The organism is Thermoplasmata archaeon (assembly GCA_036395115.1).
In the GTDB taxonomy this organism is placed as follows: Archaea; Thermoplasmatota; Thermoplasmata; order RBG-16-68-12; family RBG-16-68-12; genus RBG-16-68-12.
The window spans coordinates 44646-67931 of sequence record DASWDU010000001.1 but is presented as its reverse complement, the minus strand read 5'-3'; the positions used below and the strand labels follow the sequence as shown (position 1 = coordinate 67931).

The 23286-nt window shown below is 64.9% G+C and carries 25 protein-coding genes and 1 tRNA gene; 13 read left to right on the top strand and 13 right to left on the bottom strand.

Going from position 1 to position 23286, the window contains the following annotated elements:
• Positions 1-152: 152 nt before the first annotated feature.
• A complete protein-coding gene (locus tag VF992_00365; GenBank protein HEX9339618.1) occupies positions 153-476 on the top strand; it encodes a hypothetical protein in 324 nt (107 codons plus the stop codon).
• Positions 477-720: 244 nt separating this feature from the next.
• Here VF992_00365 and pdxT read toward each other — a convergent pair whose 3' ends face one another.
• The gene (pdxT, locus tag VF992_00360) at positions 721-1314 is read right to left on the bottom strand and encodes a pyridoxal 5'-phosphate synthase glutaminase subunit PdxT (GenBank protein HEX9339617.1); all 594 of its coding nucleotides are present in this window, start codon (positions 1312-1314) and stop codon (positions 721-723) included.
• A gap of 77 nt (positions 1315-1391) precedes the next feature.
• On the bottom strand, positions 1392-1868 hold the full coding sequence (locus tag VF992_00355) for a hypothetical protein (protein ID HEX9339616.1): 477 nt from the start codon (positions 1866-1868) through the stop codon (positions 1392-1394).
• A 145-nt stretch (positions 1869-2013) separates the two neighbouring features.
• Here VF992_00355 and VF992_00350 point away from each other — a divergent pair, with 145 nt between their 5' ends.
• A complete protein-coding gene (locus tag VF992_00350; protein ID HEX9339615.1) occupies positions 2014-2256 on the top strand; it encodes an Lrp/AsnC ligand binding domain-containing protein in 243 nt (80 codons plus the stop codon).
• On the opposite strand, the gene VF992_00345 is transcribed toward VF992_00350, so the two are convergent.
• Together VF992_00345 and VF992_00340 are read right to left on the bottom strand one after the other, a co-directional pair.
• Positions 2257-2487 carry a hypothetical protein gene (locus VF992_00345; GenBank protein HEX9339614.1) on the bottom strand — a complete coding sequence of 77 codons (231 nt, stop codon included), beginning with the start codon at positions 2485-2487 and terminating at the stop codon, positions 2257-2259.
• 163 nt (positions 2488-2650) lie between these two features.
• The gene (locus VF992_00340; GenBank protein ID HEX9339613.1) at positions 2651-3052 is read right to left on the bottom strand and encodes a RidA family protein; all 402 of its coding nucleotides are present in this window, start codon (positions 3050-3052) and stop codon (positions 2651-2653) included.
• A 688-nt stretch (positions 3053-3740) separates the two neighbouring features.
• On the opposite strand from VF992_00340, the gene VF992_00335 reads away from it, so the two are divergent.
• The 3 genes from VF992_00335 to VF992_00325 all read left to right on the top strand — a co-directional run bounded on the left by VF992_00335 (position 3741) and on the right by VF992_00325 (position 7190).
• Entirely contained in the window at positions 3741-5492 is a 1752-nt protein-coding gene (locus tag VF992_00335) for a 2-oxoacid:acceptor oxidoreductase subunit alpha (GenBank protein HEX9339612.1), read from the top strand.
• Positions 5489-6373, top strand: a complete 885-nt coding sequence (locus VF992_00330; GenBank protein HEX9339611.1) for a thiamine pyrophosphate-dependent enzyme — start codon at positions 5489-5491, stop codon at positions 6371-6373. Before VF992_00335 ends, VF992_00330 begins: the two co-directional genes overlap by 4 nt.
• Before the next feature lie 82 nt (positions 6374-6455).
• The gene (locus VF992_00325) at positions 6456-7190 is read left to right on the top strand and encodes a hypothetical protein (GenBank protein ID HEX9339610.1); all 735 of its coding nucleotides are present in this window, start codon (positions 6456-6458) and stop codon (positions 7188-7190) included.
• Positions 7191-7569: 379 nt separating this feature from the next.
• Here VF992_00325 and VF992_00320 read toward each other — a convergent pair whose 3' ends face one another.
• The 5 genes from VF992_00320 to VF992_00300 all read right to left on the bottom strand — a co-directional run bounded on the left by VF992_00320 (position 7570) and on the right by VF992_00300 (position 10499).
• Positions 7570-7956 carry a DUF309 domain-containing protein gene (locus VF992_00320; protein HEX9339609.1) on the bottom strand — a complete coding sequence of 129 codons (387 nt, stop codon included), beginning with the start codon at positions 7954-7956 and terminating at the stop codon, positions 7570-7572.
• Between the two features lie 39 nt (positions 7957-7995).
• Entirely contained in the window at positions 7996-8253 is a 258-nt protein-coding gene (locus tag VF992_00315; GenBank protein ID HEX9339608.1) for a sulfurtransferase TusA family protein, read from the bottom strand.
• Positions 8254-8261: 8 nt separating this feature from the next.
• Positions 8262-8642 (bottom strand): DsrE/DsrF/DrsH-like family protein, encoded by a 381-nt coding sequence (locus VF992_00310; GenBank protein ID HEX9339607.1) that lies wholly within the window; start codon positions 8640-8642, stop codon positions 8262-8264.
• Positions 8643-8707: 65 nt separating this feature from the next.
• A complete protein-coding gene (locus tag VF992_00305) occupies positions 8708-9601 on the bottom strand; it encodes a hypothetical protein (GenBank protein HEX9339606.1) in 894 nt (297 codons plus the stop codon).
• Positions 9582-10499 carry an MBL fold metallo-hydrolase gene (locus VF992_00300; protein ID HEX9339605.1) on the bottom strand — a complete coding sequence of 306 codons (918 nt, stop codon included), beginning with the start codon at positions 10497-10499 and terminating at the stop codon, positions 9582-9584. Before VF992_00300 ends, VF992_00305 begins: the two co-directional genes overlap by 20 nt.
• A gap of 81 nt (positions 10500-10580) precedes the next feature.
• On the opposite strand from VF992_00300, the gene VF992_00295 reads away from it, so the two are divergent.
• Positions 10581-10664 (top strand) — tRNA-Leu (locus VF992_00295).
• A 3-nt stretch (positions 10665-10667) separates the two neighbouring features.
• Here VF992_00295 and cgi121 read toward each other — a convergent pair.
• Positions 10668-11162, bottom strand: a complete 495-nt coding sequence (gene cgi121, locus VF992_00290) for a KEOPS complex subunit Cgi121 (GenBank protein ID HEX9339604.1) — start codon at positions 11160-11162, stop codon at positions 10668-10670.
• Positions 11159-14485, bottom strand: a complete 3327-nt coding sequence (locus VF992_00285; protein ID HEX9339603.1) for a DEAD/DEAH box helicase — start codon at positions 14483-14485, stop codon at positions 11159-11161. Before VF992_00285 ends, cgi121 begins: the two co-directional genes overlap by 4 nt.
• A 251-nt stretch (positions 14486-14736) precedes the next feature.
• Between VF992_00285 and VF992_00280 the strand changes: the two genes are divergently transcribed.
• A complete protein-coding gene (locus VF992_00280; GenBank protein HEX9339602.1) occupies positions 14737-14922 on the top strand; it encodes a hypothetical protein in 186 nt (61 codons plus the stop codon).
• A gap of 103 nt (positions 14923-15025) precedes the next feature.
• On the opposite strand, the gene VF992_00275 is transcribed toward VF992_00280, so the two are convergent.
• Together VF992_00275 and VF992_00270 are read right to left on the bottom strand one after the other, a co-directional pair.
• Entirely contained in the window at positions 15026-15577 is a 552-nt protein-coding gene (locus VF992_00275; GenBank protein ID HEX9339601.1) for a GNAT family N-acetyltransferase, read from the bottom strand.
• Positions 15578-15677: 100 nt separating this feature from the next.
• Complete coding sequence (locus tag VF992_00270; GenBank protein ID HEX9339600.1) at positions 15678-16133, bottom strand: ester cyclase; 456 nt, start codon at positions 16131-16133, stop codon at positions 15678-15680.
• A gap of 938 nt (positions 16134-17071) precedes the next feature.
• Between VF992_00270 and VF992_00265 the strand changes: the two genes are divergently transcribed.
• The 6 genes from VF992_00265 (at position 17072) to lysS (ending at position 23048) form a co-directional block, all read left to right on the top strand.
• Entirely contained in the window at positions 17072-17980 is a 909-nt protein-coding gene (locus VF992_00265; protein ID HEX9339599.1) for a dihydroorotate dehydrogenase, read from the top strand.
• Positions 17973-18749: a dihydroorotate dehydrogenase electron transfer subunit gene (locus tag VF992_00260; GenBank protein HEX9339598.1), complete on the top strand. Its 777-nt coding sequence runs from the start codon at positions 17973-17975 to the stop codon at positions 18747-18749. The genes VF992_00265 and VF992_00260 overlap by 8 nt, the downstream gene beginning before the upstream one ends.
• A 45-nt stretch (positions 18750-18794) precedes the next feature.
• The gene (locus VF992_00255; protein HEX9339597.1) at positions 18795-20441 is read left to right on the top strand and encodes a DUF885 domain-containing protein; all 1647 of its coding nucleotides are present in this window, start codon (positions 18795-18797) and stop codon (positions 20439-20441) included.
• A 71-nt stretch (positions 20442-20512) separates the two neighbouring features.
• Positions 20513-21106, top strand: coding sequence for an orotate phosphoribosyltransferase-like protein (locus VF992_00250; GenBank protein ID HEX9339596.1), 594 nt, complete (start codon positions 20513-20515; stop codon positions 21104-21106).
• Positions 21107-21192: 86 nt separating this feature from the next.
• Positions 21193-21414, top strand: coding sequence for a hypothetical protein (locus tag VF992_00245; protein HEX9339595.1), 222 nt, complete (start codon positions 21193-21195; stop codon positions 21412-21414).
• Positions 21415-21449: 35 nt separating this feature from the next.
• The gene (gene lysS / locus VF992_00240; GenBank protein ID HEX9339594.1) at positions 21450-23048 is read left to right on the top strand and encodes a lysine--tRNA ligase; all 1599 of its coding nucleotides are present in this window, start codon (positions 21450-21452) and stop codon (positions 23046-23048) included.
• Positions 23049-23286: the final 238 nt, after the last annotated feature.

Here is a 23286-nt window from a genome sequence, read left to right as displayed (position 1 = left end):
TTGCGGCCCGGCTGCCCATCGAGCGAGACCTGTGCGGGCTTCTGCACCAGGGTCTGAAAGGCCTTACGAATCTACCCGACGCAAGGCGGATTTTCACTTTCGCACATCCCTCCTCCATGAACATTGACGACGCACCGAGTCCTTCCGTCCAAATGGTCGGAAAGATGGCTCGAAAGTCCACGATGCGGAGGGTGCGGCAGGGAAAACGGAGGCCTCGTGAATCGGGATTTCTCGTTACTTGGGATGTCGACAGCTCGGATGCGGCGACAGCGGCGCGGTTGCGGCGGTTTGTCTACGGCGATACGAGCGTGCACGGCGGAAAGGTATACCGTCGCCCTGGGTTCGCGGAACGGGACGGCGTACGATACCTCGGCCAGTCCGTCCTCTTCGTCCGGCCATCTCTCCTGGGAGACATCCAGGCCTTCCTAGAATCCCACCGGATCGATCACGAGATCACGTCCGCTGCGATCGGCTGACTTCCGTCCTTTTGGTCGGAAATGACCGCGCGCGGCGACTATGCATTTCCGTCCAAAGAGTCGGAAACGGCTCGACGATCTTCCGCCCCTTTTCTTTCACTGGCCGGATGGGCTTTCCGCCCAGTTGGTCGGAACGGCATCCCGCTCGCAGACCGGGGCCTCGTGACCTTCGTCCGTAGTCAACCGCCACCGTTCTTCCCTGCCAGGTTTGAGCAAATGGCGGACTCCCCTCCATGGAGGAGCGCTAGACGAGATCGAGGAACCCGCGGTGGATTCGGAGGTCGCCGCCCAGCTCGGGATGGAACGCCGAGCCGATGAGGTTGCCCTGCCTCGCGAGGACGGTCCGGTCTTTGTAGCGGGCGAGGGGCGCGCAGCCGCCCCACGTCCGCACGATCGCGGGGGCGCGGATGAACACGCAGTGGAACGGCGTCGGAAGTCCTTCGACCTCGAGGTCCGTTTCGAACGACTCACGCTGCCGGCCGAACGCGTTCCGGTCGACCGCCATGTCCATGAGGCCCAGGAGCCTCGTCTTCGTCTTCTCCCCTTGGGCCCCGGCGTCCTTCGAGAGGAGGATGCACCCCGCGCACGTGCCCATGATCGGCATCGCTTCATCCGTCGCGCGGCGCACGATCTCATCGAACAGGCCGAGGGTGACGAGGAGCTTCGAGATCGTCGTGCTCTCGCCGCCGGGGATCGTGAGGGCATCGACCCGCGCGAGATCGTCGGGACGGCGCACGGCGATCGCCTCGCCTTCCTTCCCGTACTCGCGCATCGCGCGCGCGACCGCGTCGACGTGCTCGCTCACGTCGCCTTGGACGCCGATGACGCCGACCCGCATCGTCCCTCCTAGGCCGGCGGCCGATAAAAACGATTGCGACGAAGCCCGAGGACGGCGGTCTTCCGTGGGGCGGCGGCTCAGCTGTTCTCCTGATCCGTCGCACGGGCGCGGCGGACCAGCTCGGCGACGACCCCGGCGAACGCCTCCGAGTCCGCGAGGAGTCCGAGTCGCTGGCTCGCGACGCTGCTGATCACGACCTCATCCCCGGGATGCGGGGCGTCCCGAGGCCGCAAGACCTCGTCGCCCTCTGGTAGGACCGCTTCGCCCATCGGCGACTGGCGGAAGGCGTCCGGATGACGCTCATCGAGGGGAACGACCTCGAAGAAACGATCGAGGAGGACCGGACGACGCAGGTGACCGAGGACCGTCACGCGCACGCGGTCCATTCCGGGATCGAGGGAGGTATTCTTCTCGATCGCCTCGCCGTTGATGCCGATCTGGGAGAGGTCGAGTTCTGGCGATCGACCCCCGAAAGGCGTGACGTACCAGTGTCGGAGCGTCTCGACGGGGAACACCGGTGCGGGATCGCCCGGTGCCCCGGGCTTTCGTGGCACGAGTCGATTTGAGAGGTCGGGTTGTACTTGTATCCTCACCCCTGAGAATCCCACATGAGACTCGGTCGTGCGACATCGGATGTCACTTGTTTCTCGGCACCGCGATATCCTTATCTACGACTCGGATGTACGCAAAAAGTGAGGGGTGCCCCTCACGGCCATCGGCTTCGTCCTCATCGACATCGAACCGACCCGAGAAAAAGAGGTCTATCAGAAGCTGATGAAGGTCGAGCACATCGTCGAGCTGTACCCTCTCTTCGGGGAGTACGACCTCATCGCGAAGGTCGAGGCGGACTCCTTCGACGCGATCGGGGATATCGTCATTTCAAAGATCCGCGCGATTGAAGGCGTGAGGGCGACGAAGACCCTCGCCCGGGTGTCGTTCTAGTCATCCGCGACCGGCGCGGCCGAGCAGTCTCTGGATGCGGCGGTCCAACTCATCCCGCGCCTTCAGGTGGTACGCGAGGAGGAGCGCGGCGGCGCGTTCGCGGGTCCGCGGCCGCCCGACCGGACCGACGTAGATCCATGATCGGCGCGGGGGAGAGGTCCGATGGCCGTACTCCCAGAAGTACAGGTACCAGCGGTGTCGGATGCGCTTCGCCGCGAGGCCGCAACCCACTTGCGCGTTACCACCGTTTGGTGATAACATCGAAAGGTCGTCCATGTGTCGCGTACAGGTAGGGTTCAGGTATGGCCCGAACCCGATCGCGTCGCGTTACCACCGAATAGGGTTAGCGCAGACCGGGTCCCCCGTGGTGTACGTTATCCCCGTTTGGTGGTAACTACTCCTCCGCCCGCGGCTCGTAGACCGCGATCGCCTCGATGACGACCCGCAACCCCGGGGGCTCCGTGCCGATCCTCGCGGGAGATCGCGCCGGCGGATCCTCCGGGAAGAATTCCTTGTACGCTTCGTTCATCGCGGCGAAGTCTTTCGGATCCGCGAGGAAGACCGTCGTCTTCACGACAGCGCTCATCCCGAGACCGAGCTCCTCGAGGATGGACTGTACATTCCGAAGGCATTGTCGCGTCTGGCCTGCCGCATCGGCCGCCGCCCATTCGCCCGGCTTGCCGCCGGGCACGAGAGGCGTCTGCCCGGAGACGAACACGAATCCGTTCGCCACGACGCAGTGCGAGTACGGCCCGAGCGGCTTCGGGTGCTTCGGGAGGTCGGGTACCGCCTTCATCGCCGATCGCGGGAGGAACGCGGCCGCCCGGAAAAGCGTTTCTTCGGCGGGCGGCCCTCCGTCCATGCGAGACATCACACGCAAGAGTTTATTCGAGCAAATCGCCCATTCGACCTAACTGACGGACTGGAAGACACTTGGCGTGTCGGCAGGTGGCATACTATTCGAGATGACGCTGTTGACGAAACTCAATTCGGCCCGTTATTCGAGCTTGGAGACAAAGTACAGGTCATCCCGGATGTGGGAGATGCGCTCTACGAGAAGCCTCTTCCAGAAGGTGTGATTTCCATGAAAATCGTTGGGCCCAAGTATGTGGCGCTTCTCATCGTACTCGAACGCCCGGTTTGGATTTTGGTGTTCGGATTCTTGCCGAAGCGGATTCGTCATCTCGTGATCACCCCGTTTGGCCCGCCGGTAGGGGACCCTCGGAAGCCAGGTTTCCGCAGGACGGGTACGTTCGCAATCTTTCGGTCCTTCCGACGTCTGAAGAATGGAGGGTACAGAGAAACCGACCTTCAGGGCCTCGGATACGCTGACCTGATTTTGAGCCAACCGGAGCTACGACCACGCACCTCGTAGTGGTCTTCGACTGCTTGCCTCTCGTCCCATCCGATGCAAGAGTATATTAAATTGGGACGGTGTTGAAGAGGGAAGCCGGAGAGGGAGTCCGCCGACGTCGGGTGCGATCATGTCGAAGCGAGACCTCGTAGCCCGCATCGGGGGCGCCGCAGGGGACGGCGTCTCGTCGACCGCGGAGAGCTTCGCGAAGATCTGCGCGCGGAGCGGCCTGAACACGTGGACGTATTCGTCGTATCAGAGCGTGATCCGGGGCGGCCATGTCTGGACCCAGGTCCGCGGCGGGCTCGATCCCGTCCTCTCGCAAGGCGTCGACCCGGACGTCGTGATGTGCCTGAACCAGCAGACGATGGACGTGCACCAAGGCGACGTCAACGAGGGCGGCGCAATCGTGTACGACGTGGACGGCACGAAGCCGGACCCGAAGAAGCTCCGCAAGAACGTGCGGCTGATCGGGATCCCGCTTCGCAAGAAGGCGCAGACGCTCTCGCCGAACGCCCTGATGCGGAATACGGTCGGCCTCGGCGCCGTCGTCAAGCTTTTCGACCTGGACTTCCGGCACGTGGAGAGCGCCTTCAAAGACATCTGGGGCGACAAGAAGCCGGAGGTCGTGCAGCAGAACATCCAGGCCGCGAAGCTCGGTGCCGCGGCGGTGGACGAGGCGGGCGGGACCCTGAACTACGGGCTCGCCTATACCAACGAGGCGAAGTACCTCATGACCGGGAACGAGGCGGTCTGCCTCGGCGCCCTCGCGGCCGGCGTGAAGTTCCTCGCGCAGTATCCGATGACGCCGGCGTCGTCGATCTTGCATTGGATGGCCTTGCACGGTCCCGCGCACGGCGTCGTCGTGAAGCAGGTCGAGGACGAGCTCGCGGCGATGAACATGACCGTCGGCGCGGGCTTCGCCGGCGTGCGCGCGATGACCGCCACATCCGGAGGCGGCTTCAGCCTGATGGTCGAGGCGATCGGCCAGGCCGGCATGACGGAGACGCCGCTCGTCGCGGTCCTCGTGCAGCGGAGCGGTCCGTCGACGGGCCTCCCGACGAAGACGGAGCAGGGGGACCTCAACCTCGCACTCGGCGCCGGCCAGGGCGACTGGCCCCGGGCGATCCTGGCGCCGCGCAACCCCGAGGAATGCTTCTCCCTCACCGCGCAGGCGTTCAACCTCGCGGAGATCTACCAGACGCCGATCATCGTCATCTCGGACCTCTTCCTGGGCGAAGGCTACCGCACGGTCGAGAAGCTCGACTTCAACGTCCCGATCGTCCGCGGGATGATGGCGGCGGATGGCGGGACCTCGAAGGAATTCCGGCGCTACCTGATCACGGAGAGCGGCGTGAGCCCGCGCGCGATCCCGGGCACGAAGGGCTTCCAGCACGTCGCGGCGACGGACGAGCACATGGAGAGCAGCGAGCTGATCTCGGACGTCCTCGCGGGCCTTCCGGAGCACGTCGAGGAACGCCGCAAGATGCACGCGAAGCGCATGCGGAAGCTCGTCGGCCTGCGGAAGGACACGCCACCCCCGGAGCTCTGGGGACCGAAGAACGCGGACCTGACGCTCTTGATCTGGGGATCGACTTGGGGGGCGGCCCACGAAGCGATCCTGCACGTCGACGAATCGGACGGGGTCAAGGTGAACAGCCTCGAGTTCCCGACGGTCTTCCCGTTCCACGTCGAGGAGACGGAGCGCCTCCTCCGAGGCGCGAAACAGACCCTGTCCGTGGAGGGCAACTACACGGGCCAGTTCACGCGGCTTCTGCGGGCCGAGACGGGCCACAAGGCGAACGCCTTCTATGGCAAGTCGGACGGCGAGCCCTTCACATGGCGGGACATCGCGGATCACATCCTGGAGGCGGTCGCATGAAACTCGAGTTCGAGATGGACACGTACAAGTCCGAGATCAAGCCGACGTGGTGCCCGGGCTGCGGCGACTTCGCGGTCCTGCGGGCGCTGCAGACCTCGATCCACGCCCTCCAGCTCGAGCCGTGGAACGTCGTGATCGTCTCGGGGATCGGATGCTCGAGCAATCTGCCGCACTTTCTCTCGACATACGGATTCCACGCGATCCACGGACGCGCGCTCCCCGTTGCGGAGGGCGTCAAGCTGGCGAATCCGGAACTGAACGTCATCGTGACCGGCGGCGACGGAGACGGATACGGGATCGGCGTGGGGCACTTCATCCACGCGATGCGCCGGAACTTCGACATCACCTATCTCGTGATGAACAATCAGACCTACGGGCTCACGACGGGGCAGGCGAGCCCGACGTCGGAGAAAGGGATGAAGACCAAATCCACGCCCATCGTGGGCGTCATCGAGAACCCCGTCGATCCGATCTCCCTCGCGCTCGCCTCCGGCGCGACGTACGTCGCGCGGGCGTTCAGCGGCGACGTGAAGGGCATGGCGGAGCTCGTCAAGAACGGCATCACGCACCACGGGTTCTCGCTGATCGACTGCATGTCGCCCTGCGTGACGTACAACAAGGTGAACACGTACGACTTCTTCCGCGAGCGGGTGTACGACCTGCAGAAGGAAGGCCACGATCCGAGCGACATGAAGGCGGCCTTCGCGAAGGCGATCGAATGGCCCTTTGTGCAGCGGGAGCGGATCCCTCTCGGCCTGTTCTACCGCACGGAGGACGTGCCGACCTACGAGGATCTCGAGCCGGCGTTCAAGAAGGGCCCGCCCGTGCGGCAGCCGCTCGGGGTCGCGGACCCCGAAGAATTGTTGGCCGAGTTCCTGTAGCACAGCGGCCCCGCGACGATGTAGAGGCCCGACTTTCCCTGGTCAGGGCAAGCATTAACGCAGCCGTGTCCATGATGTTGTGATGCTGGGATCTGCCGATCCCGTGGCGGGGTTCGAGCGGGCGTACCGGCGAAAGACCACTCTATTCACGGTAGCCTTTCTCGGCACTTCTGCATTCGCCGTCGGAGCGCTTGGCTACTTTGTCCTCATGTTCCCAGAGGAATTTCCACCGGGGTTTATCGGGTACGCGGTGGTCGAACCCGTTCTGCTCGGGCTCTTACTGCTCTATCTTCGAAGGCAGTTCCGGCGGGTATTCGACCTCGCACGAGCTCTCGCGCCGAGACTCAAGGCGGCCGGCGTGCCACGGGGGTCCGGACCCACATTCGTCTTTGACAACGGCCTGGTCATCATGTGGACTCCGCCAGGGCCGCAATTCTATCTCGTCGGATCCCCGGCAGGCGGCAAAGCCCTTCCCTCCATGGAAGACCTGAGGATTCTCCGCAGAGGGCTGATGCGAATGCGCCGCTTGGTGCGTGTCGATGCGAAACATGGACCGGATTCCTTGCGCCATCGTCTGGAGGAAGTCCGGGTCCAGATGATGAGTAAAGTCTCGTGGCTGTTCGTATTCGCACCTCGCCCGGCGGCCTCCGTGGAACCTACACGCGCCACGTGGTTTGCCACCGTGTTCTTCGCCCGGTCTAGGGCCCGCTTTGACGCGCAGAGGATTCTTCAGCAAATCGACCCGATTGCTAGGTTGCTCGAGGACGCGGTCGAAACCGCCCGAGCGGAGGACACTGCGGGTCGGACCGGAACGTGAGAGCCGTCCGTCACTCCCATCGTCTCCGGCGGAGCGGGTGCCAGGACCGAGAGGCTCCCCGATGAAGCCGGGGCGCTCTCGTCAGCTTCGTCCTCAGCCTCCAGCGGCGGCGCAATCTCGCGCACCGCCTCACGCCTCCTCGAGGGTCGACGCGAGTTTGTCGATCCCCGCCTTAGATGACTTGCGGCCGCCCGAACACGAGGGCCCGGCGGCCACCGCACGGGCTGTTCTATCGCGCCCGAGGACGTAGATCGTTCGGATGCCGCGCCCTTGCAGGGCCGCAATCGTCCCTCGACGCGGGCTCGCATCCGAACGTCGAAGCCTCCGAAATCGAGAGTTTGGATCATGGAAACGACTCCACTCCTATGTTCCGAGTCGGTCAGGTTTGACGTTTGCGCTCGATTCGGGGGAAGTCGAGGGTCGCCTCCGGCTCCTCCCCGCGCTGCATCCTCCCGAGGCGAGCGCGGTCTGCCTCGATGTGGGCGAGCAGGGGGGCCGTATCGATGCCGAGATAGCCCGGCGGGTACCGCCGGATCTTCTCCGCGCCCCGCTCCAGGAGAGTCACCGCGCCGATCGCGTTGCCGTTCTGCGTGTGATGGTACGCCGCGCAGATTTGGATGAGGCCCTGGAGGAATAGCTTCGACTCGCCGTGCTCCTCACGCCACACAGCCTCGAGGACTTCGTGCGCCTCGAAGAAGTACCGGTCGTTGAAGAGGCGGATGCCCTCCTCGATCGGATCGAGTCCCTGCGGCTCCCCGCCGAGCATCGGCGGTCGTACCGGCCCGGCGCGGATGAAGATTTGGGGCTATGGCTTCCGGATGACGATCTGCCAGACGTCGCCGCGTCGTGCGCTCGCGAACGGATATCCGCCTTGCGCGCAGAGAATTGGGATCGACGACACGGCGGTCGGCTCGCTGTCGGTCAGGATCTCAAGCTCCGCTCCGGAGGGAAGCGACTCGAGGGCTCGTTTCGCCTCGATGAACGGATAGGGGCAGAGGAGGCCCCGGGTGTCGACGACGCGGGCCGGCATCGCGTTCCGCTCGAGGAGTCCCGTCGCGTGCATGGTCTCGCTCAGATGAACGTCACGACGCCGCCGTCCTTCGCGGCGGGCAGCGCCTCGTTCAGGAAGCCGATCATGTCCTCGAGCTTGACGCCCGGCTCGACCGTCTCCGGGGTGATGCCCTGACCCTTCAGGATGTCGCTCGAGGCGGCGCAGGCGCACACCTCCGCGCCGTACTTGATCGCGTCCCGCAGGATCTGCCCGAGCGGCGGATAGCCCGGGAGCTGGACCTTGTCCGCGGCGCCCTTCCGCAGGAGGTCCAAGCCGGCCGTCGTCGCATACACGCGGGCCTTGTGTCCCATCGCCGCGGCGCCCATCGCGAGCTGGAACGCCGGGTAGGCGCGGTTCGGGTCGTTCGACACGAGCACGATGTGCAGCTCCTGTTGTCCCATGGTCTCTATAACCGCGTTATAGGGCCGGCTATATGAACCTGGGTGACAACGATATGCCTGCGACGTCACCCGCGCACGGGTCGGGGAGCCCGGGCCTGGGCGAGCATCGTCCGGATGACGTCTGGGGCGTACGTGCCCCGCTCCGTCACTGTGGTCGTCACAAGGCGGCCCGGGGTGATCTCGAAGTATCGATTGAGGACCTCGATCCGATCGCCCCGCGCGTCCCACACCTCCTCGGGCGGACGCGGACCGGGGACGGGCCACGAGGCCGCGTCGTAGCGGGCATCGAACTTCAGGGACTCGCACGCGACGTAGAACGGCTTCTTCCGATCCATCGCGGCGAGCGCGAGCCCGTACGTGCCGACCTTGTTCACGACGGCCGCATCGCGCAAGACGGCATCGGCGCCGACGAGCGCGCACGCGGCGTCGTCCATGAGCGACGGACCGACCGTATCGGCGACGAGCGTCACGGGAATCCCCGCGGCCCCGAGGTCCTTCGCGAGCGTGCGGCCTTCGAAGAGCGGCCGGGACTCCATGACGAACACCCGGTCGACCCGTCCCCTCCCGTGCGCGGTCCGCAGGGCCTCGAGGACGTTTTCGCTGTAACTCACCGTGACGACGGCCCCACGGTCCGGGGCGACCTTGAGGAACGTGCGCGCGATCTTCTCCCGGGCCGCATCGAGCTCCTCCCGGGTCGTCTCGAAGACCGCCTTCGGCTCCTGGCCTTCGCCGACCAGCTGGGCGACCAGATGCGCGACGTTGTGGACGATCGACATCGCGGGTTGTGCGTCGGAAATCCGCCGGGCGGCCTCTGCGAGGTCCTTGGGATCCGGACGTCCCTTCGCCTCCATGATCGCGAGCCCCATGACCTCCAGGGCGAGGCGCGCGAGCTTCGACGCGCCGCTCGTGCGGTCCTCCGCGATCCCCCGGATCGCCTCCTCAACGGACGGGGGCAGCATGTTCCATCCGTTCGTGGTAGGCCGCGAGGCCCGTGATGCTCGTTCGGATCCGACGCTCGAGGAACTCCCTGGGATAGCGCTTCGCGGCGCGGCAGCTCATGTCGTACAGTTGCCGCAAGACCCCGTCCGGGCCCTTCGAGGCGAGCCGCTCCTTCACCACCCGCGCCCACGCCGGGTAGGCGATCATCATCGCATCGATCGCGTCCTTCGGATTCGAGTGCGGCCCGTAGTGGCTGAAGAGGAGGGCCCTCGGCTCGAGGGCGAGGATCCGCTGGAGCGTCTCGAGGTTCTCGCCGAGGTCGAACGAGGGCGCGGGGGCGATCGGCATGAGGATCTCGTCCCCGGGGAAGTACAGCCCCGCCGCGTCCCCCGTGTACAGCGACCGGGTGCGCTCGTCGAGGATCGTCAGCTCGTGCGGCGCGTGCCCGGGGGAGTCGAGGAACCGCAACGCGTGTTTGCCGAGTTCCAGGCGATCGCCGTCCTTGACCGCGACGAGGCGGTCCGCGGGAATCGGGCGCATCGTGCCGAACGCCTGCGACTCCTCCGGGCCAAGGGCCTCCTGGGCGCTCGCGAGCAGCCGCGTCGGATCGGCCAGATGTTTGAAACCGCGCTCGTGGACGTACACCTTGGCGTGGGGCATCTCGTCGAGCAGGAAGCCCGCTCCGCCGGCGTGATCGAGGTGGATGTGCGACACGATCAAGGCGTCGACGTCCGCCGGCCTCAAGCCGAAGGACCGCACCGCCTCGAGGATGCGCCCCGCGTCCCACGACGTGCCCGTCTCGACGATCGCCTTACGCTCGTCGTCGATCAGGTAGATCGCGCCGAAGCCCTCCTGCTGGAACATGCGCACGTCGACGAGGTGCGTCTCCGGGTCGAACGGAAGGCGCTCGAAGGCCATCGGAGCCCTCATGGCCGAGGCGGCCATGTAACTTTCCCACGGCGAGAATCCTTTTCTACGTCCGCGAGGCTTCCGTCCCGCGCGGCGGTAGCCAAGCACGGAAACGGCGCGAGATTTAGGGTCTCGTCCCGCAGGGGTTCCCAGGTTCGAATCCTGGCCGCCGCATTCTCACCGGAACACATCGAGCAGCGCGACCTTCTCCAGGACGAGGTCGACCTGGGACTCCGGGGACACCGTGGCGGCTTCCGCCTCGGACACGCCGAGGATCCGGAGCGACTTCCGCTCCGCTCGGAGGACGTCGTCGTCGCGCGTCCATCCGAACTCCGCCAGCAGGTCGTCGAGCGATGCCGCTCCGAAGGCGACGATGGCCAGCCCGCGGGTGCCCCGGCGGATCCCCGCGACTCGGATCGCATCCGACACTTGCCGTTGGGCCGACAGGTACCGCAAGGTCTCCATGGAGACGGAATGAGAAATCATCGTCTTCGCGGCCTCGGCGCGCATCGCATGCCGCACGGCCGTTTCCAGGTGGTCTCGGCCGAAGACCGCCTTGGCGTCGGCCACGAGGACGTCCCCACCGCGCGCGGACGCCCATTTGTGGACGTCCTCGATGGTCTTCTCGGGGTCCCCGATGATGCCGCGGGCGCCGGCGACCGCGTACGTCACGTGAAGTCCCCCAGCGCCGCCTGTCCTTCGACTTCACGGACGTCGACGGGCGCTCCGACCTGCTCCTTGATTTTCACCGCCAACGTCGGTCCGATCGTGGGGATGCGCGCGAGGTCGTTCGGATTCGCCTTCTGCAGATCCTTTAGGGTCTTGAATCCGCGCTGGAACAGCGCGCGGCCGCGAACCCGGCCGACGCCCCGGAGGGAGATGAGCTCGAGGAGTTCCTCCTTGACGCCGTACTGCACCTGGATTGTGAGACGCGTGAGCGCGCGGACCTTCTTCTTGTTGAAGATCTTCCCGAGCTCGGCCATCGAGTACAGGAGCCACTCTCCCTGATCCGTCATCCGCCGGACGTCCCCGGGCCCGATCCCGAACTTCTTCGTGACCTCTTCCTCCGTCCGCTCGGCGATCCAATCGTGCAGCAGAGAGGCCGTCTTCACCTCGGCGAGGAAGAAGTCGTAGTCTTCGACCGGGAACGTGAGGTCGGCCTCCTCAATCTTCTGCTCGACCCACGCATAGTCGCCTCGGCGGAGGTAGAGTTTCGGCATGTCGGGCGTCGAGCAGATCGTCCACAGGTGGTATAGCGCGTCGTCGCGAGCCTCTCGCAGCGCGTCTCGCATCTTGACCGCGCTGAGCGGATCGATGTACAGATCGCTCGTCCGCTTCCCGAAGAACGTCGCCTTCAGGAAGCCGTCGCGGCGCGTGATGAAGTCCTCCTTCTCGAGGAAGTCGAGGACCTCGCGGATCTTCCCGTGGATCTCGTGGACGTCCCCGGTGAACGCGAAGAAGGTGCGATTGAAGAACGCCAGGAGGTCCTCTTCCGAGTTCACGTGGCCCGTCGCGACGCTCGCGAGGACGTGCATCCGGAGAGCGGGCTCGGATCCGAGCTTCGATTCGATGGCTTCCGGCTCGCTCCGGAAGTACTCGTCCATGAGATCATCGATCTCGTCGATGTCCTTGGCAAAGAGGATCGCCTCGCCGTATTTGTCGTACTTCGGCCGGCCGGCCCGGCCGCACATCTGTTTGATTTCGAGGACCGGGATCGGTGTGAGGCCGAAGTTCACGTCGAACCGATTCAAATCTCGGATGATGACACGCCGGGCTGGGAGGTTGATTCCAGCTGAATTGTGGACCACGAATCCGAAGGCGCAGGTATAGCTCTGGTCGCCGTGAACGTGCAGGTTGTACACCGGTCCGGAATAGGGTACTTTCCGGATCCTGCGCACCGTCGATCGGAAGGAGTTATCGGCGAATTCTTTCGTGTTGTAAGTGCGGTTCCCGAGTCGGATTTTCGCAGGTGGCAGCCCCATCACAGACGTGAGGAAGTCGACTCCATGTCTGCCGCTGAGTTTCACATGGTATTGAGGGCGTTTGCCGATGCCGTGGGGAGGGCTGATCGACACAGAGGGCATGTACCCGAGCCGTTTCAGCATTCGCACGACTTGATCGGCCAACCTTGGCGAGACGGTCGTGAGACGGGCTCGGTTAGCCCCGCTTGGCTGGATGGCCCCGTCTCCTTCGTATAGCCCCCGGAGCAATCGTTCGATAATCTCGGGAGGCGCGGAGAGAAGTTCTTCGGGGAAGTGTTTGTTCGCCGCGCCGCGACCAACGGCTTCGTCAAAATATTGTGCCATCGCTCTTGAGCAACAACGTATGTTGCGACGGTGTCTCGTGGTGTCGGAAATCCTCGGCATCGCATGGAAGACATTCCTCATCGTCGACGTAATGAACCGGGTCAAGCCTTCCTCAGACGTAGCGACGGCAAATCCAACAATGCCATTTCGCCCAGTGTATCCCTCTGCGGCATACAGACCGAGGAACCGCGCAACCGTACCATCCAGCGGCACCTGCTGGGGAACCGGTATCGCGTTCGGATGAGGGAACACTGACCCGAACTGATTCCTGCCGACGAACTCCCGGCGATGAATCTGGAGCATGGGGCTCCCGCCATCCGCCATCGACCAAGGGCACTCCACAGGTGACTGAACTTGGTCGCCAACAGCCAGTCTCCGTGCGGTTACCCAAACCGGTTCGCTCCTACGGATTTCGTGCCACGATACACCCCCGGCGTGGTATCCGTAACGGTATTGGGTGTTCGTGAGCACCCTGTGGCCCGGGGTCATCAGAACCGGTACCATGCCATCAGCCTTGATCTCGATCAGATCGCCTGCGAAGGACCGTCTGCTCGTTCCGAGGACTTTGCGGAAGACCCCCCGGTCAGTCAACACCATGTCGCCCTTCCGTATCCGAGAAATCGGAACGGGTCCGCGCTGAGTGGTAATCATTGTGTCCGGATGTAGACACAAGGTAGGAGTTGCGACGATGCACGCGATGCGACCCTTTCTGAACTCCTTCTCCACAACGCCGCGCTGCGCGTTGGTCAGTCCCGCATTGTGAAAAGCAACCCCGCTTTCAATGCACCGGGCAAGGCGTGCACCCATTGAAGTCGGCTCGTCCTGCGCGGCCGCGAGGCCTTCGGCTACTTTCTTCAACTGGTCGTGGCGTTTTTCGCCGAGTTGATCCCGCACATGGGACGCAAGGGCCTTAGCGAGCGCTTCGGTGGACCGACGGGTATTCACAAAGATTAGAGCCTGTCCGCCAGATGCCATGATGTCCGTCACGAGCCCCGAGATGTCGTCCTCGCCGGCCTTCACTTCCTGCACGGATTGGTCGACGAAGTGGACGAGGCCCTCATGGTACACGCCCTCCTTCAGGGGGACCGGCCGCCACTCGCTCTTGACGTGTTCGGCTTCGAGCCACTTCGCGAGCTGGCCGGAGTTCTTGATCGTGGCGCTCAGAGCGAGCACCTGCGCCTTGGGGTTGACTTGCCGCAGCTTCGCGAGCGTCACCTCCAGGGTGGGCCCGCGGTCCCCGTCGTTGATCAGGTGGACCTCGTCCGCCACGACAACTGTCAGCTGCTGGAGCCAGTTGATCCGGTGCCGCAGGAGAGAATCGGCGCGTTCGGACGTCGCGACGATGACGTCGAACCTCTCGAGGGACGGATCGATCGAGTCGTAGTCCCCGACGCTGATGCCGACTCTGAGGCCGAGCGACTCGAACTCCTTCAGGTCCTCGTACTTCTCCGCAGCGAGGGCTCGCAACGGGACGATGTAGAGGGCCTTGCCCCCGCGGAGGACGGACGCGAGGATCGCCAAATAGGCCACGAGGGACTTGCCGCTCGCGGTCGGGATGGCGAGGACGAGGTTCTCGCCGAGCAGCGCGGGACCGATCGCCTCGGCCTGCGGCGGATACAGCTCCTCGATCCCCTGTTTCTTCAGGATCTCGACGATCCGAGGATCGAGCCCCACGTCGGCGACCCGCATCGCCCATTGGATGCGAGGCGGTCTGCATAAAGGTTCTCGGGGGAGGCGTGACAAAACCCGGAGCCGCGTGACGTTGAGCCTGCCCCCGGAGTCGCTAGCGGTCCGCGCACAGAAAGTATTATCATCGTTCAGGGGGATTTGCATCGGGGGAGGCTAACGCCCTTGGGTCGAGGGTGGGCAACGCAGCTGATGCCGATGACAAAGTCCTACCCCGAATCGCCGTCCGTGATTTAGGTGGAGGCTCGAAGCATATGGATGCCGGGGAGATCCTGCTCGTCGCCCTCATCGTCGTCGTTCTCTTCACGGTGTTCGTCATCGTTTTCGCAGGGTATGAGCTGGGGCAGCTCTGCGGGCAGGTGATTCCGGTGGCAGCCCTCCTGGGACTGTACGCACCCTACCGGGCGTACGTCATGCGAGGCCGGAATCCCCCGTCGTGAGAGCGGGGGTTCGGACGCCGCGAAGGCGGGTCACCGAACCGGACAGGACGCAGGGGAGGACCCTGCGGAGCCTCTGTGCCCTGGTTGATCCGTTTCTATCCGTTCATATCTTCCGACGCATGACGACGTTGCTCTTTCCGAATGGCGCCACGATCTTGAATCCCTCCCTCTCGAACATCGAGACCGTTCCGAAGTACTCTCGGTAGGCTCCCCAGCGGGCGATCGGATAGGCCTCGACGAGACCCCCTCCCCTGCGGCGTATCGCGTCCATGGCGGCCTTCAGGGCGACGCTTGAGACCCCACGGCGGCGGTGCTTGCCTTCGACGACAAAGCACGTGATCCTCCAAAGTCGCTCCGTGTCGCCTTCCGGGAGGAGCCTCCGGTAACCCCGATCGCCGTCGACGCGAGGGAGCTCGTCCCTCGGACCGAATTGGCACCATCCCACCGGGTCGCCGTCCGAGTAGACCAAGATCCCGTGGGACCGCCCTCTCTCCACGAGTTCTCGCTTCTCGTCCCGGTGCCTAGCGGCTCCCTCGGCCCTGGACTCGAGGCGGTCGCTGGCGGCCAAGGGGCCGGCCCGCTGATGATACATGCACCAACACCCGAACGCGCCGGGCGCCGGACGTTTCTCGAAGAGGCGCTCGAAGTCCGGCAACGTACGCTTCGTCAGCTCTTTCGTGGAATACTCCAAAGCTCCGCGTCCCGTCGCCGACCCGATTGTCGACCGTTTTATCTAAGGCCTCCCCGGCGCGCTTCTAAGGCACGAGCCTCAGCTGCTTCATCAGCTCGAGTTGGTCGTAGTAGATGTGGCTCTCGGCAATCTCGCCTTGTTCCACCTTGTACACGACGCACCCTCGAAGCTCGATGCGCTGCCCAGTGGGCGGAACGTACCCCTCCTTGCCTTGTTCAAGTGCCGCCTGATCGAGGCCGTGGCGAAGCGGCCCTTTGTGCGTTCCCGAGATGAGGAGTTCCACGCACACCCAGTCCCCCTGTCCGAAACCCCGCAGTTTCTTCCACGAGAGATCCGGAAGGGCCTCGCCCCACGCCCGAAGCCGTTCCTGGACCGCTTCCCGACCTTGCACCGGAACGGGCAGGTCCGGGGAAGACATGACGATATTGTCCATATGGAGCCCAAACAGGTGGTCCCAGTCTTGGTCGTTGATTGCTTCGAACGCGGCTTCAACCATACGAAGGTTCTGTTCGACGGTCATTACCCTCAGCCCTCTCCTAGAAGCCGCATAGTATTCCCGGAGTATATAGATGGAGAGAGCGAATGAGACAACGGGCCGCGGGACAGTCAGCAGGGGACAGCTAAGCAGACCACCGCGAGGAGGACAGGCGGCTCCGTAGGGATTTCTCGGTCAGCTGCGGCCTTTGCGGACGCGGTCGGTGATGGCTAGGAGCAGGATGGGCACGAACCAGAGGGCCGGCAACAGTTCGCTCAAGGGGGCAGCAGTGCTAACGGCGTTGCCTCAACTTCTCGTCACGGCGCCGCCACTGCTTTTCCCATGTTCCTTGGTACCAAGCCGCGTAGCGTCTGGACACAACCGAAACCGTTCCCCAGACGAGCAATACGAATCCTAATACCAAGCTGGACAGGCCAAGTAGTCCCAGAACATCCGTGCCGTAGGTCAAGAAAGTCTGAAGGGAATATGTGAGGACGCCTGACCCGATGGCCATGAAGACAATCGCGAAGCTCTTGCGGACCGTGTCCGGCCCCACGGGATTGGGCTGACGCCAGAGCAGGGTGCCCCCGATCAGTTGAGCCGCCGCTCCGATTGCGACTATCGTTCTCGGACCGACCTGTCCCCGAAGGAAGTCTATGGCGACCGTGGACAGGTAGCCTGCTCCCGTGGCGACCAACACCAAGGCCATGAAGCGAAAGGTCACACGGAGCGTTTCCAAGTGGGTGCGAGGGGACGCCCAGGACTCGGGCGGCGGGGATTGCGTCGGGATATTGATCGGCACGCCGGAACTCGTGGATCAGGCAGAGCGCTACATCGTGATGAATCCTCCGAGGGCCGGACGAAGCGACGCTCGAGCCGTGCCGATCTCGCGAGCAAGGGTGGCAGAAAGCGGCACTCGCTCCGTTGGCTCAGTGATTGCCCCACCCAAAGCCTTTAGCGGTTCCGTCGATTCGGTCGGCAAGATGGTCGACCTCCGGACGGAGATCGCGGGCGTAAGGCTCCGGAACCCGACGATGCTCGCGTCCGGTTTCCTCGATGAGACCGGCGGATCGATGGCCCGCGTCTACCAGGCAGGCGCCGGCGCCGTCGTGACCAAGAGCGTCGGCCCCGAGCCGCGGGAAGGCTATCCGAACCCCACGATCGTCGAACTCGATGCGGGCCTCCTGAACGCGGTCGGCCTCCCGAATCCCGGGGTCGTCGAGTACGAGCACGAGGTGAGGCGCGCCCTCACGGCCGGCGCCGTCGTCATCGGCTCCGTCTACGGCAAGGACGCGGACGAGTATGCGAGCGTGGCGGCGAGGATGGCGACGTACGGGGTGAAGGCGATCGAACTCAACTTCTCCTGTCCGCACGCGAAAGGCCTCGGGACGGAGATCGCGCAGCACGAGGACGCGGTGCGAGATTTCACCCGGGCCGTCAAGGACGTCGTCTCGCTGCCCGTCTTGCCGAAGCTCTCCCCGAACGTCCAGGACATCGCGACGTTCGCGCTCGCCGCCGAAGAAGGCGGTGCCGACGGAATCGTCGCGATCAACACGCTGAAGGCGATGGCGATTACGCCGGAGTTGAAGATGCCGTCCCTCGCCAACCGCTACGGCGGGCTCAGCGGCCCCGCCATCCGGCCGATCGGCGTGCGCGCGGTGTACGACATCTGCGAGAAAGTCCGCATCCCGGTCATCGGCGTCGGCGGCATCGGATCCGGCCGGGACGCCCTCGAGTACATCATGGCGGGCGCCAGCGCCGTCCAGGTGGGGACCGCGATCATCTCGAAAGGCCTCGGGGTCTTCGACGCGATCGCGAAGGAAATGGCGTCCCTCCTGGAGGAGGCCGGATTCGCATCGGTGCCCGAGGCGATCGGGGTCGCGCATGCCTAGGATCCAGGTCGTGTCCCTCCTCGAGATCGTCCGGGAGACGCCCTCGACGACCACGTACCGCTTCCGAGCCGATTTCGCCGAACAGCCGGGCCAGTTCCTGATGGTCTGGATCCCGCGGTACGACGAGCTGCCCATGGCGCTGTCCTACCTCGGCGGCGTCAAGGGCATCACCGTCCGGGATTACGGGGACGCGACGCACGCGCTCGCGGCGTTCAACGCGGGGGACCGGATCGGCGTGCGCGGGCCGTACGGAAACGCGTTCCGTCTCCGGGGAGAGCGAGTCCTCGCGGTCGGCGGCGGAAGCGGCATGGCGTCGATGATCGCCGCGATCGAGGCGTTCGCGCAGCAAGGCGCCCGCGTCGTGACGGCGGTGGGCGCGAAGACCGCGGAGGAGCTGCTGTTCGTCGATCGCGCGAACGCGAGCGGGGAGGTGCATATCGCGACGGACGACGGCTCGCGCGGTTTCCATGGGTTCGCCGCGCCCCTCGCGGAGAAACTGATGGACCGCGAGCCGTTCGACATGGTCCTGACGTGCGGCCCGGAGAGGATGATGAAAGCCGTCGTGGACCTCGGCCGGAAGCGGGGGATCGCCGTCCAGGCGAGCCTCGAACGGTACATGAAGTGCGGGATCGGCATCTGCGATGCGTGCTCCCTCGACAGCCAGCTCGTCTGCTACGACGGCCCGATCTTCACCGCGGAGCAACTCGCGGGCTTCGAGGACTTCGGCCGCTACCGGCGCGACAAGAGCGGCCGCCGCGTGCCGGCGTGACGGCCACGCGACAAGGCTAAGCCGGGATGTTCGATGCCCGCGCTGATGTCCGACGCAGAGCTGGACGGCCTGGCCAAAGAGGTTGTCGATTGGTACATCCGGTGGAACCCGAGCTTCGCGACCCATGTGGGGATCCACGAATACGATCACCTGCTTCCGCGCGGCTCTTACGAAGCGGAGCTCGAGGAACGATCGCGCATCAAGGGGTTCCTGCGCCGGCTCGAGGCGATCGACCCGAAGACGCTGTCTCCCTCGAAGCGCGTCGATCACGGCGTCCTCCGCAACTCGTTTCGCCTCTGGATCTTCGAATCGGAGGAACTCGCGATATGGCAGGCGATGCCCAACGCCGCACCGAGCGTCGGCGACGGCCTCTTCCCGCTCTTCATGCGCGAGTTCGCGCCCTTGCCGCGGCGCCTCGAGAGCATCACCGCCCGGCTTGAGAAGTCGCCCGCGTTCATCGAGGAGACGAAAGGCCGGATCCGCGCGCCCGTGAAGATATGGTCGGAGATCGGACTCGAATCGGTCCAGCGGCTGCCCGGATTTCTACAGGTGATCGAAGGCGCGGGATCGGGCGTCCTCGGGGGTCCGGATCGCGCGCGGCTCCGGGAGGCGGTCGCGAAGACGAACGACGCCCTGCAGGCATACGCCACGTGGATCGAGAAAGAACTCCTCCCGCGAGCGGAAGAGCGGATCGGCATCGGCGCCGCAAAGTTCCGTAAGCTCGTGCGCCTGCGGGAACTCGGCCTGACCGTCGAGGAGATCTACGCGGTCGGGGAGACGTACCTTCGGGAGAGCAAGCGAGCGTTGTCGCAGGTCGCGGGAGAGATTCGACGAGGCGCGTCGGTCGAAGAAGCGAAGGAGATCGTCAAGTCCGATCATCCGGCGCGGTTCGAAGAGGCGCTCGCCTACACGGCGAAGGCGATGGCCGACGCCAAGGCGTTCATCCGCGAGCACGACCTCGCGACGATCCCGCCGAACGAGGAACTGAGCGTCATCGAGACGCCGACATACATCCGGCATATCATCCCGTTCGCGGCATACAACTCGCCCGCGCGATTCGAGCCGCGCAAGCAAGGGTTCTACATGGTCACGCCGATCGAGGACAAGCCGGAGATGTTGCGCGAACACTCCTATGCAGGCACGCGCAACACGGCGGTCCACGAAGGGTACCCGGGCCACCACCTCCAGCTCACGTGCGCGACCCTCAACCCCTCCTATGCGCGGATCCTCGTCGGCGCGACGGAGACCGTGGAGGGCTGGGCGCACTACTGCGAGGACATGATGAAGCAGGCGGGGTTCAGCGCGGACCCGAAGACGAAGTTCGTCCAGCTCCTCGACCAGATCTGGCGGGCGTGCCGCATCCTGATCGACGTGGACCTCCACATGGGACGCATGTCGTTCGGCGAGGCGGTCGAGCTCCTCGTGCGGGAAGCAGGGATGGAGAAGGCGGGCGCGATCGCGGAGGTGAAGCGCTACACGTACTGGCCGGCGTACCAACTCTCGTACCTGCTGGGGAAGCATCTGATTGTCCAACTCCAGGCCCGCGTGAAGAAGGATCTCGGGACGGCGTACTCGGACAAGTTCTTTCACGACACGATCCTGTACGCGGGGTCGCTCCCGATGAAGTACATGCGCGAGATCTTCGCGCACAAAACGAAGGAGTTGCGGCGGCTTCGCAAGGCGGGCGTCTGAAGGCGGGACGCTCCCGGTCGATACCTTAATATCGAGACCTCCGCATCGCGCGCGTCGGACCGAGGGATCGGATGAAAGACGTCAACGCGATCGCGAAGAAGGCCCTCGAGTACAAGGAGAAGGGCCTCGCGGAGCGGGAGATCGCGGACGAGTTGCACTTGTCGCCCGAGACGGTCACCTGGCTCCTCACGCGCGGCGTGAAGGGCGGCGAGCCGCCGAAGGACGTGAAGATCGGTTGGCGGTCGGTCGGCGTCTATGGGAACCGGATCGGCTTCATGGCCGCCGCGATGTCGGACATCGCCCTCGAGGAGATGGAGAAGCGGCAGGTCGACGCGGATGCGATCCTTGGCGTCGCGATCAACGGGATCCCGCTCGCATCGCTGATCAGCGAGGAACTCGGGAAGGAACTGATCATCTACCGACCGAGCCAGGAGCGCCACGGCAAAGGCGGCGCGTTCTCCTCGAACTACGCGTCCCCCCAGGGGAAGAAGGTCGTCATCGTCGACGACGTCGTCTCGACGGGCGACACGGTGAAGGCCGCGATTGGCGACGTTCACGAGATCGGAGGGACGGCGGTCCTCGCGGTCGTCCTCGTGAACAAGACGGCGTACGACGACCTGGCGGGCGTGCCGCTTCGGGCACTGATTCGGGCACGGTCGATCTGATTTGCGCGCGAGGGCCCGCGAACGGCCCATGGTGCTCGCGCGAAACACGCAACGGTTAAGTAGGGGGAAAGGGACTAAGGTTGTCCATGGCCGCGTGGATGCCGCAACGCAGGCGGAAGTCCCGCAAGAGCCAAGACCGGGCTTTCATCGAATTTGCCGTGACCTTGTTCCTCCTCGGGCTGATGCTCGAACTCCTGTACGTCTTTCGTGGGAGATCGGGCGGATTCGAGTGGATGCTGGCCCTCCCCGGTGTCGCGGCGCTCGTCGGGCTGATCTGGTTGGTGTCGCGCGAGCCCGTAAGGCTATAGGCCCGTCGTCCCATCTGCGCGACCGGTGACCCCAGCTGACGCACTGGTACGATGATCTCTTCGTCCAGGTGAAGGCGTTCGTCGGCGAGAAGGGCGACTTGATCATCAACGCGGGCTTGAGCGTCAGCGGCCTCCAGCACGTTGGCCGACTGCGAGGAGAGATCACCCTCAGCCAGTTCTTGGCGCGCAGCCTCCGCGAGATCGGCCGCGATTCGCTCCAGAGCCTCGTCCTGTACACGCAGGACGAATGGAAGGCGAAGCCGGCGCAGGTCGCGCAGTTTGCCCGCGAAGACGGACGGGCGTACATTGGTCGGCGGCTCATCGACGTGCCGGACCCGTTCGGTTGCCACAAGAACTGGGTCGACCATTACTGGCAGGATTTCGGAGGCGTCCTCGACCGCTTCGCGCCCAACGTTCGGATCGTCACGACGACGGAGGCGTACCAGCATCCGGAGATGCAGGCTCTCGTCCGGGATCTCGCGTCCCGCGCCGAGGCGGTGCGGGCCGTCGTGAACAAGTACCGCGCCCGGCGGCCGTACCCGGAAGGCTGGATCCCGTTCGAGGCGTTCTGCGAGCATTGCACGACGATCGGGGCGAAGACTCTTGGAATCGCCGGCACGACGGCGACGTACCGCTGCGAGCGGTGCGGGCACGAAGGGACGTCATCGATCGAAAAGGGCAAGTTGAACTGGAGGCTCGAGTGGCCGGCGCTCTGGAAGGTCTACCGGGTTGACATCGAACCGTTCGGCAAGGACCACGCGACCCCGGGCGGATCCCGCGATTCGTGCAAGGAGATCGCCGAGACGGTGATGCATTTCCGTCCGCCGATGGGCGTCCCCTACGAGTGGGTCGGGATCGCGGACCGTGGGAAGGACTTGGGGGACATGGGCTCCTCGGATTTCCTCGGCTTCACGCCGACGCAATGGGTGGAGGTCGGCGACCCGGAGGTCCTGCGGTACGCCTACGCCTTCACGCCGATCTTTCGCCGAATCGTTCTGGACCTCTCGCGCATCGACGCGTACCACGATGCGTACGACCGGGCGGAGGGAGCCTCGTACGCGGCCGAGCGAAAGGGGGACGAGGACGACCAAGCGCGCGCCTATGAGCTGGCTCAGCTCGCGTCGCCGCCGAAACGGAAGCCGTTCGCGCTTTCGTACCGTCATGCGGCGTTCCTGTCCCAGATCAGCCCGGAGAAGGGGCGGCTCGAGTGGTGTCTGAATCGGATGCGCGACACAGGAATGCTGGCCCGCGCGCCGACGGCGTTCGAACGCGCGCGGATTGCCCGTCGGATCGAGCAGGCGCGCGTTTGGGTCGAGAAGTACGCGAGTGAGAACCGTGTCACCCTGCTCGAGGCGCTGACCCCGGAGGTCGCCGCGCAGCTCGACGATCGCGATCGGTCCGCTCTCCGCGCATATGCGGAGAAGGCCACCCACGCCGCGTGGACCGAGGATGCGATCAAGGAGTCGATGGTCTCGCTGACAAAGGGCGGTGGCCTACCGGTCGAGACGAGCCGTTTCTTTCGCGATCTCTATCTCGTCCTGCTGGGGAGCGAGCGTGGGCCGCGCGCCGCGCCGTTCCTCGCCGTCCTGGAGAAAGACTGGGTGTTACGTCGGCTGCGCGAGGCCGCTAACTAGGGTGCGTTCCACGGCCCGGTAAATGTTCCACGGGCCCAGGACGGTGTTCCACGGGCGGAGTTCCCTTATCCGGCGGATAAAGGGGCGGGCACGCGAGGCGGCGACGCGGTGGGAGTTGGGGCTCCTGGCGGGCGCCTGGGAACGACCCGCAACTCCATGCGGTAGAGCAAGACCTGGCCGTCGACCACGCGGAACGTCACGTAGTCGCCCGGCCCCACGTCGAGCGCCCGCCGCACGT

Excerpts from the sequence above, each read along its gene's own strand:
- VF992_00250 (HEX9339596.1), top strand. The coding sequence starts at position 20,513 with ATGAAAGACGTCAACGCGATCGCGAAGAAGGCCCTCGAGTACAAGGAG.
- VF992_00340 (HEX9339613.1), bottom strand. The coding sequence starts at position 3,052 with ATGAAGGCGGTACCCGACCTCCCGAAGCACCCGAAGCCGCTCGGGCCG.
- VF992_00245 (HEX9339595.1), top strand. The coding sequence starts at position 21,193 with ATGGCCGCGTGGATGCCGCAACGCAGGCGGAAGTCCCGCAAGAGCCAA.
- VF992_00310 (HEX9339607.1), bottom strand. The coding sequence starts at position 8,642 with ATGGGACAACAGGAGCTGCACATCGTGCTCGTGTCGAACGACCCGAAC.
- VF992_00335 (HEX9339612.1), top strand. The coding sequence starts at position 3,741 with ATGTCGAAGCGAGACCTCGTAGCCCGCATCGGGGGCGCCGCAGGGGAC.
- VF992_00255 (HEX9339597.1), top strand. The coding sequence starts at position 18,795 with ATGTCCGACGCAGAGCTGGACGGCCTGGCCAAAGAGGTTGTCGATTGG.
- VF992_00285 (HEX9339603.1), bottom strand. The coding sequence starts at position 14,485 with ATGCGGGTCGCCGACGTGGGGCTCGATCCTCGGATCGTCGAGATCCTG.
- VF992_00365 (HEX9339618.1), top strand. The coding sequence starts at position 153 with ATGGTCGGAAAGATGGCTCGAAAGTCCACGATGCGGAGGGTGCGGCAG.
- VF992_00270 (HEX9339600.1), bottom strand. The coding sequence starts at position 16,133 with ATGACCGTCGAACAGAACCTTCGTATGGTTGAAGCCGCGTTCGAAGCA.
- VF992_00315 (HEX9339608.1), bottom strand. The coding sequence starts at position 8,253 with ATGCACGCGACGGGACTCCTCGAGCGGAACGCGATGCCGGCCCGCGTC.
- VF992_00260 (HEX9339598.1), top strand. The coding sequence starts at position 17,973 with ATGCCTAGGATCCAGGTCGTGTCCCTCCTCGAGATCGTCCGGGAGACG.
- VF992_00305 (HEX9339606.1), bottom strand. The coding sequence starts at position 9,601 with ATGCTGCCCCCGTCCGTTGAGGAGGCGATCCGGGGGATCGCGGAGGAC.
- VF992_00300 (HEX9339605.1), bottom strand. The coding sequence starts at position 10,499 with ATGGCCTTCGAGCGCCTTCCGTTCGACCCGGAGACGCACCTCGTCGAC.
- pdxT (HEX9339617.1), bottom strand. The coding sequence starts at position 1,314 with ATGCGGGTCGGCGTCATCGGCGTCCAAGGCGACGTGAGCGAGCACGTC.
- VF992_00265 (HEX9339599.1), top strand. The coding sequence starts at position 17,072 with ATGGTCGACCTCCGGACGGAGATCGCGGGCGTAAGGCTCCGGAACCCG.
- VF992_00325 (HEX9339610.1), top strand. The coding sequence starts at position 6,456 with ATGCTGGGATCTGCCGATCCCGTGGCGGGGTTCGAGCGGGCGTACCGG.
- VF992_00330 (HEX9339611.1), top strand. The coding sequence starts at position 5,489 with ATGAAACTCGAGTTCGAGATGGACACGTACAAGTCCGAGATCAAGCCG.
- VF992_00320 (HEX9339609.1), bottom strand. The coding sequence starts at position 7,956 with ATGCTCGGCGGGGAGCCGCAGGGACTCGATCCGATCGAGGAGGGCATC.
- VF992_00280 (HEX9339602.1), top strand. The coding sequence starts at position 14,737 with ATGGATGCCGGGGAGATCCTGCTCGTCGCCCTCATCGTCGTCGTTCTC.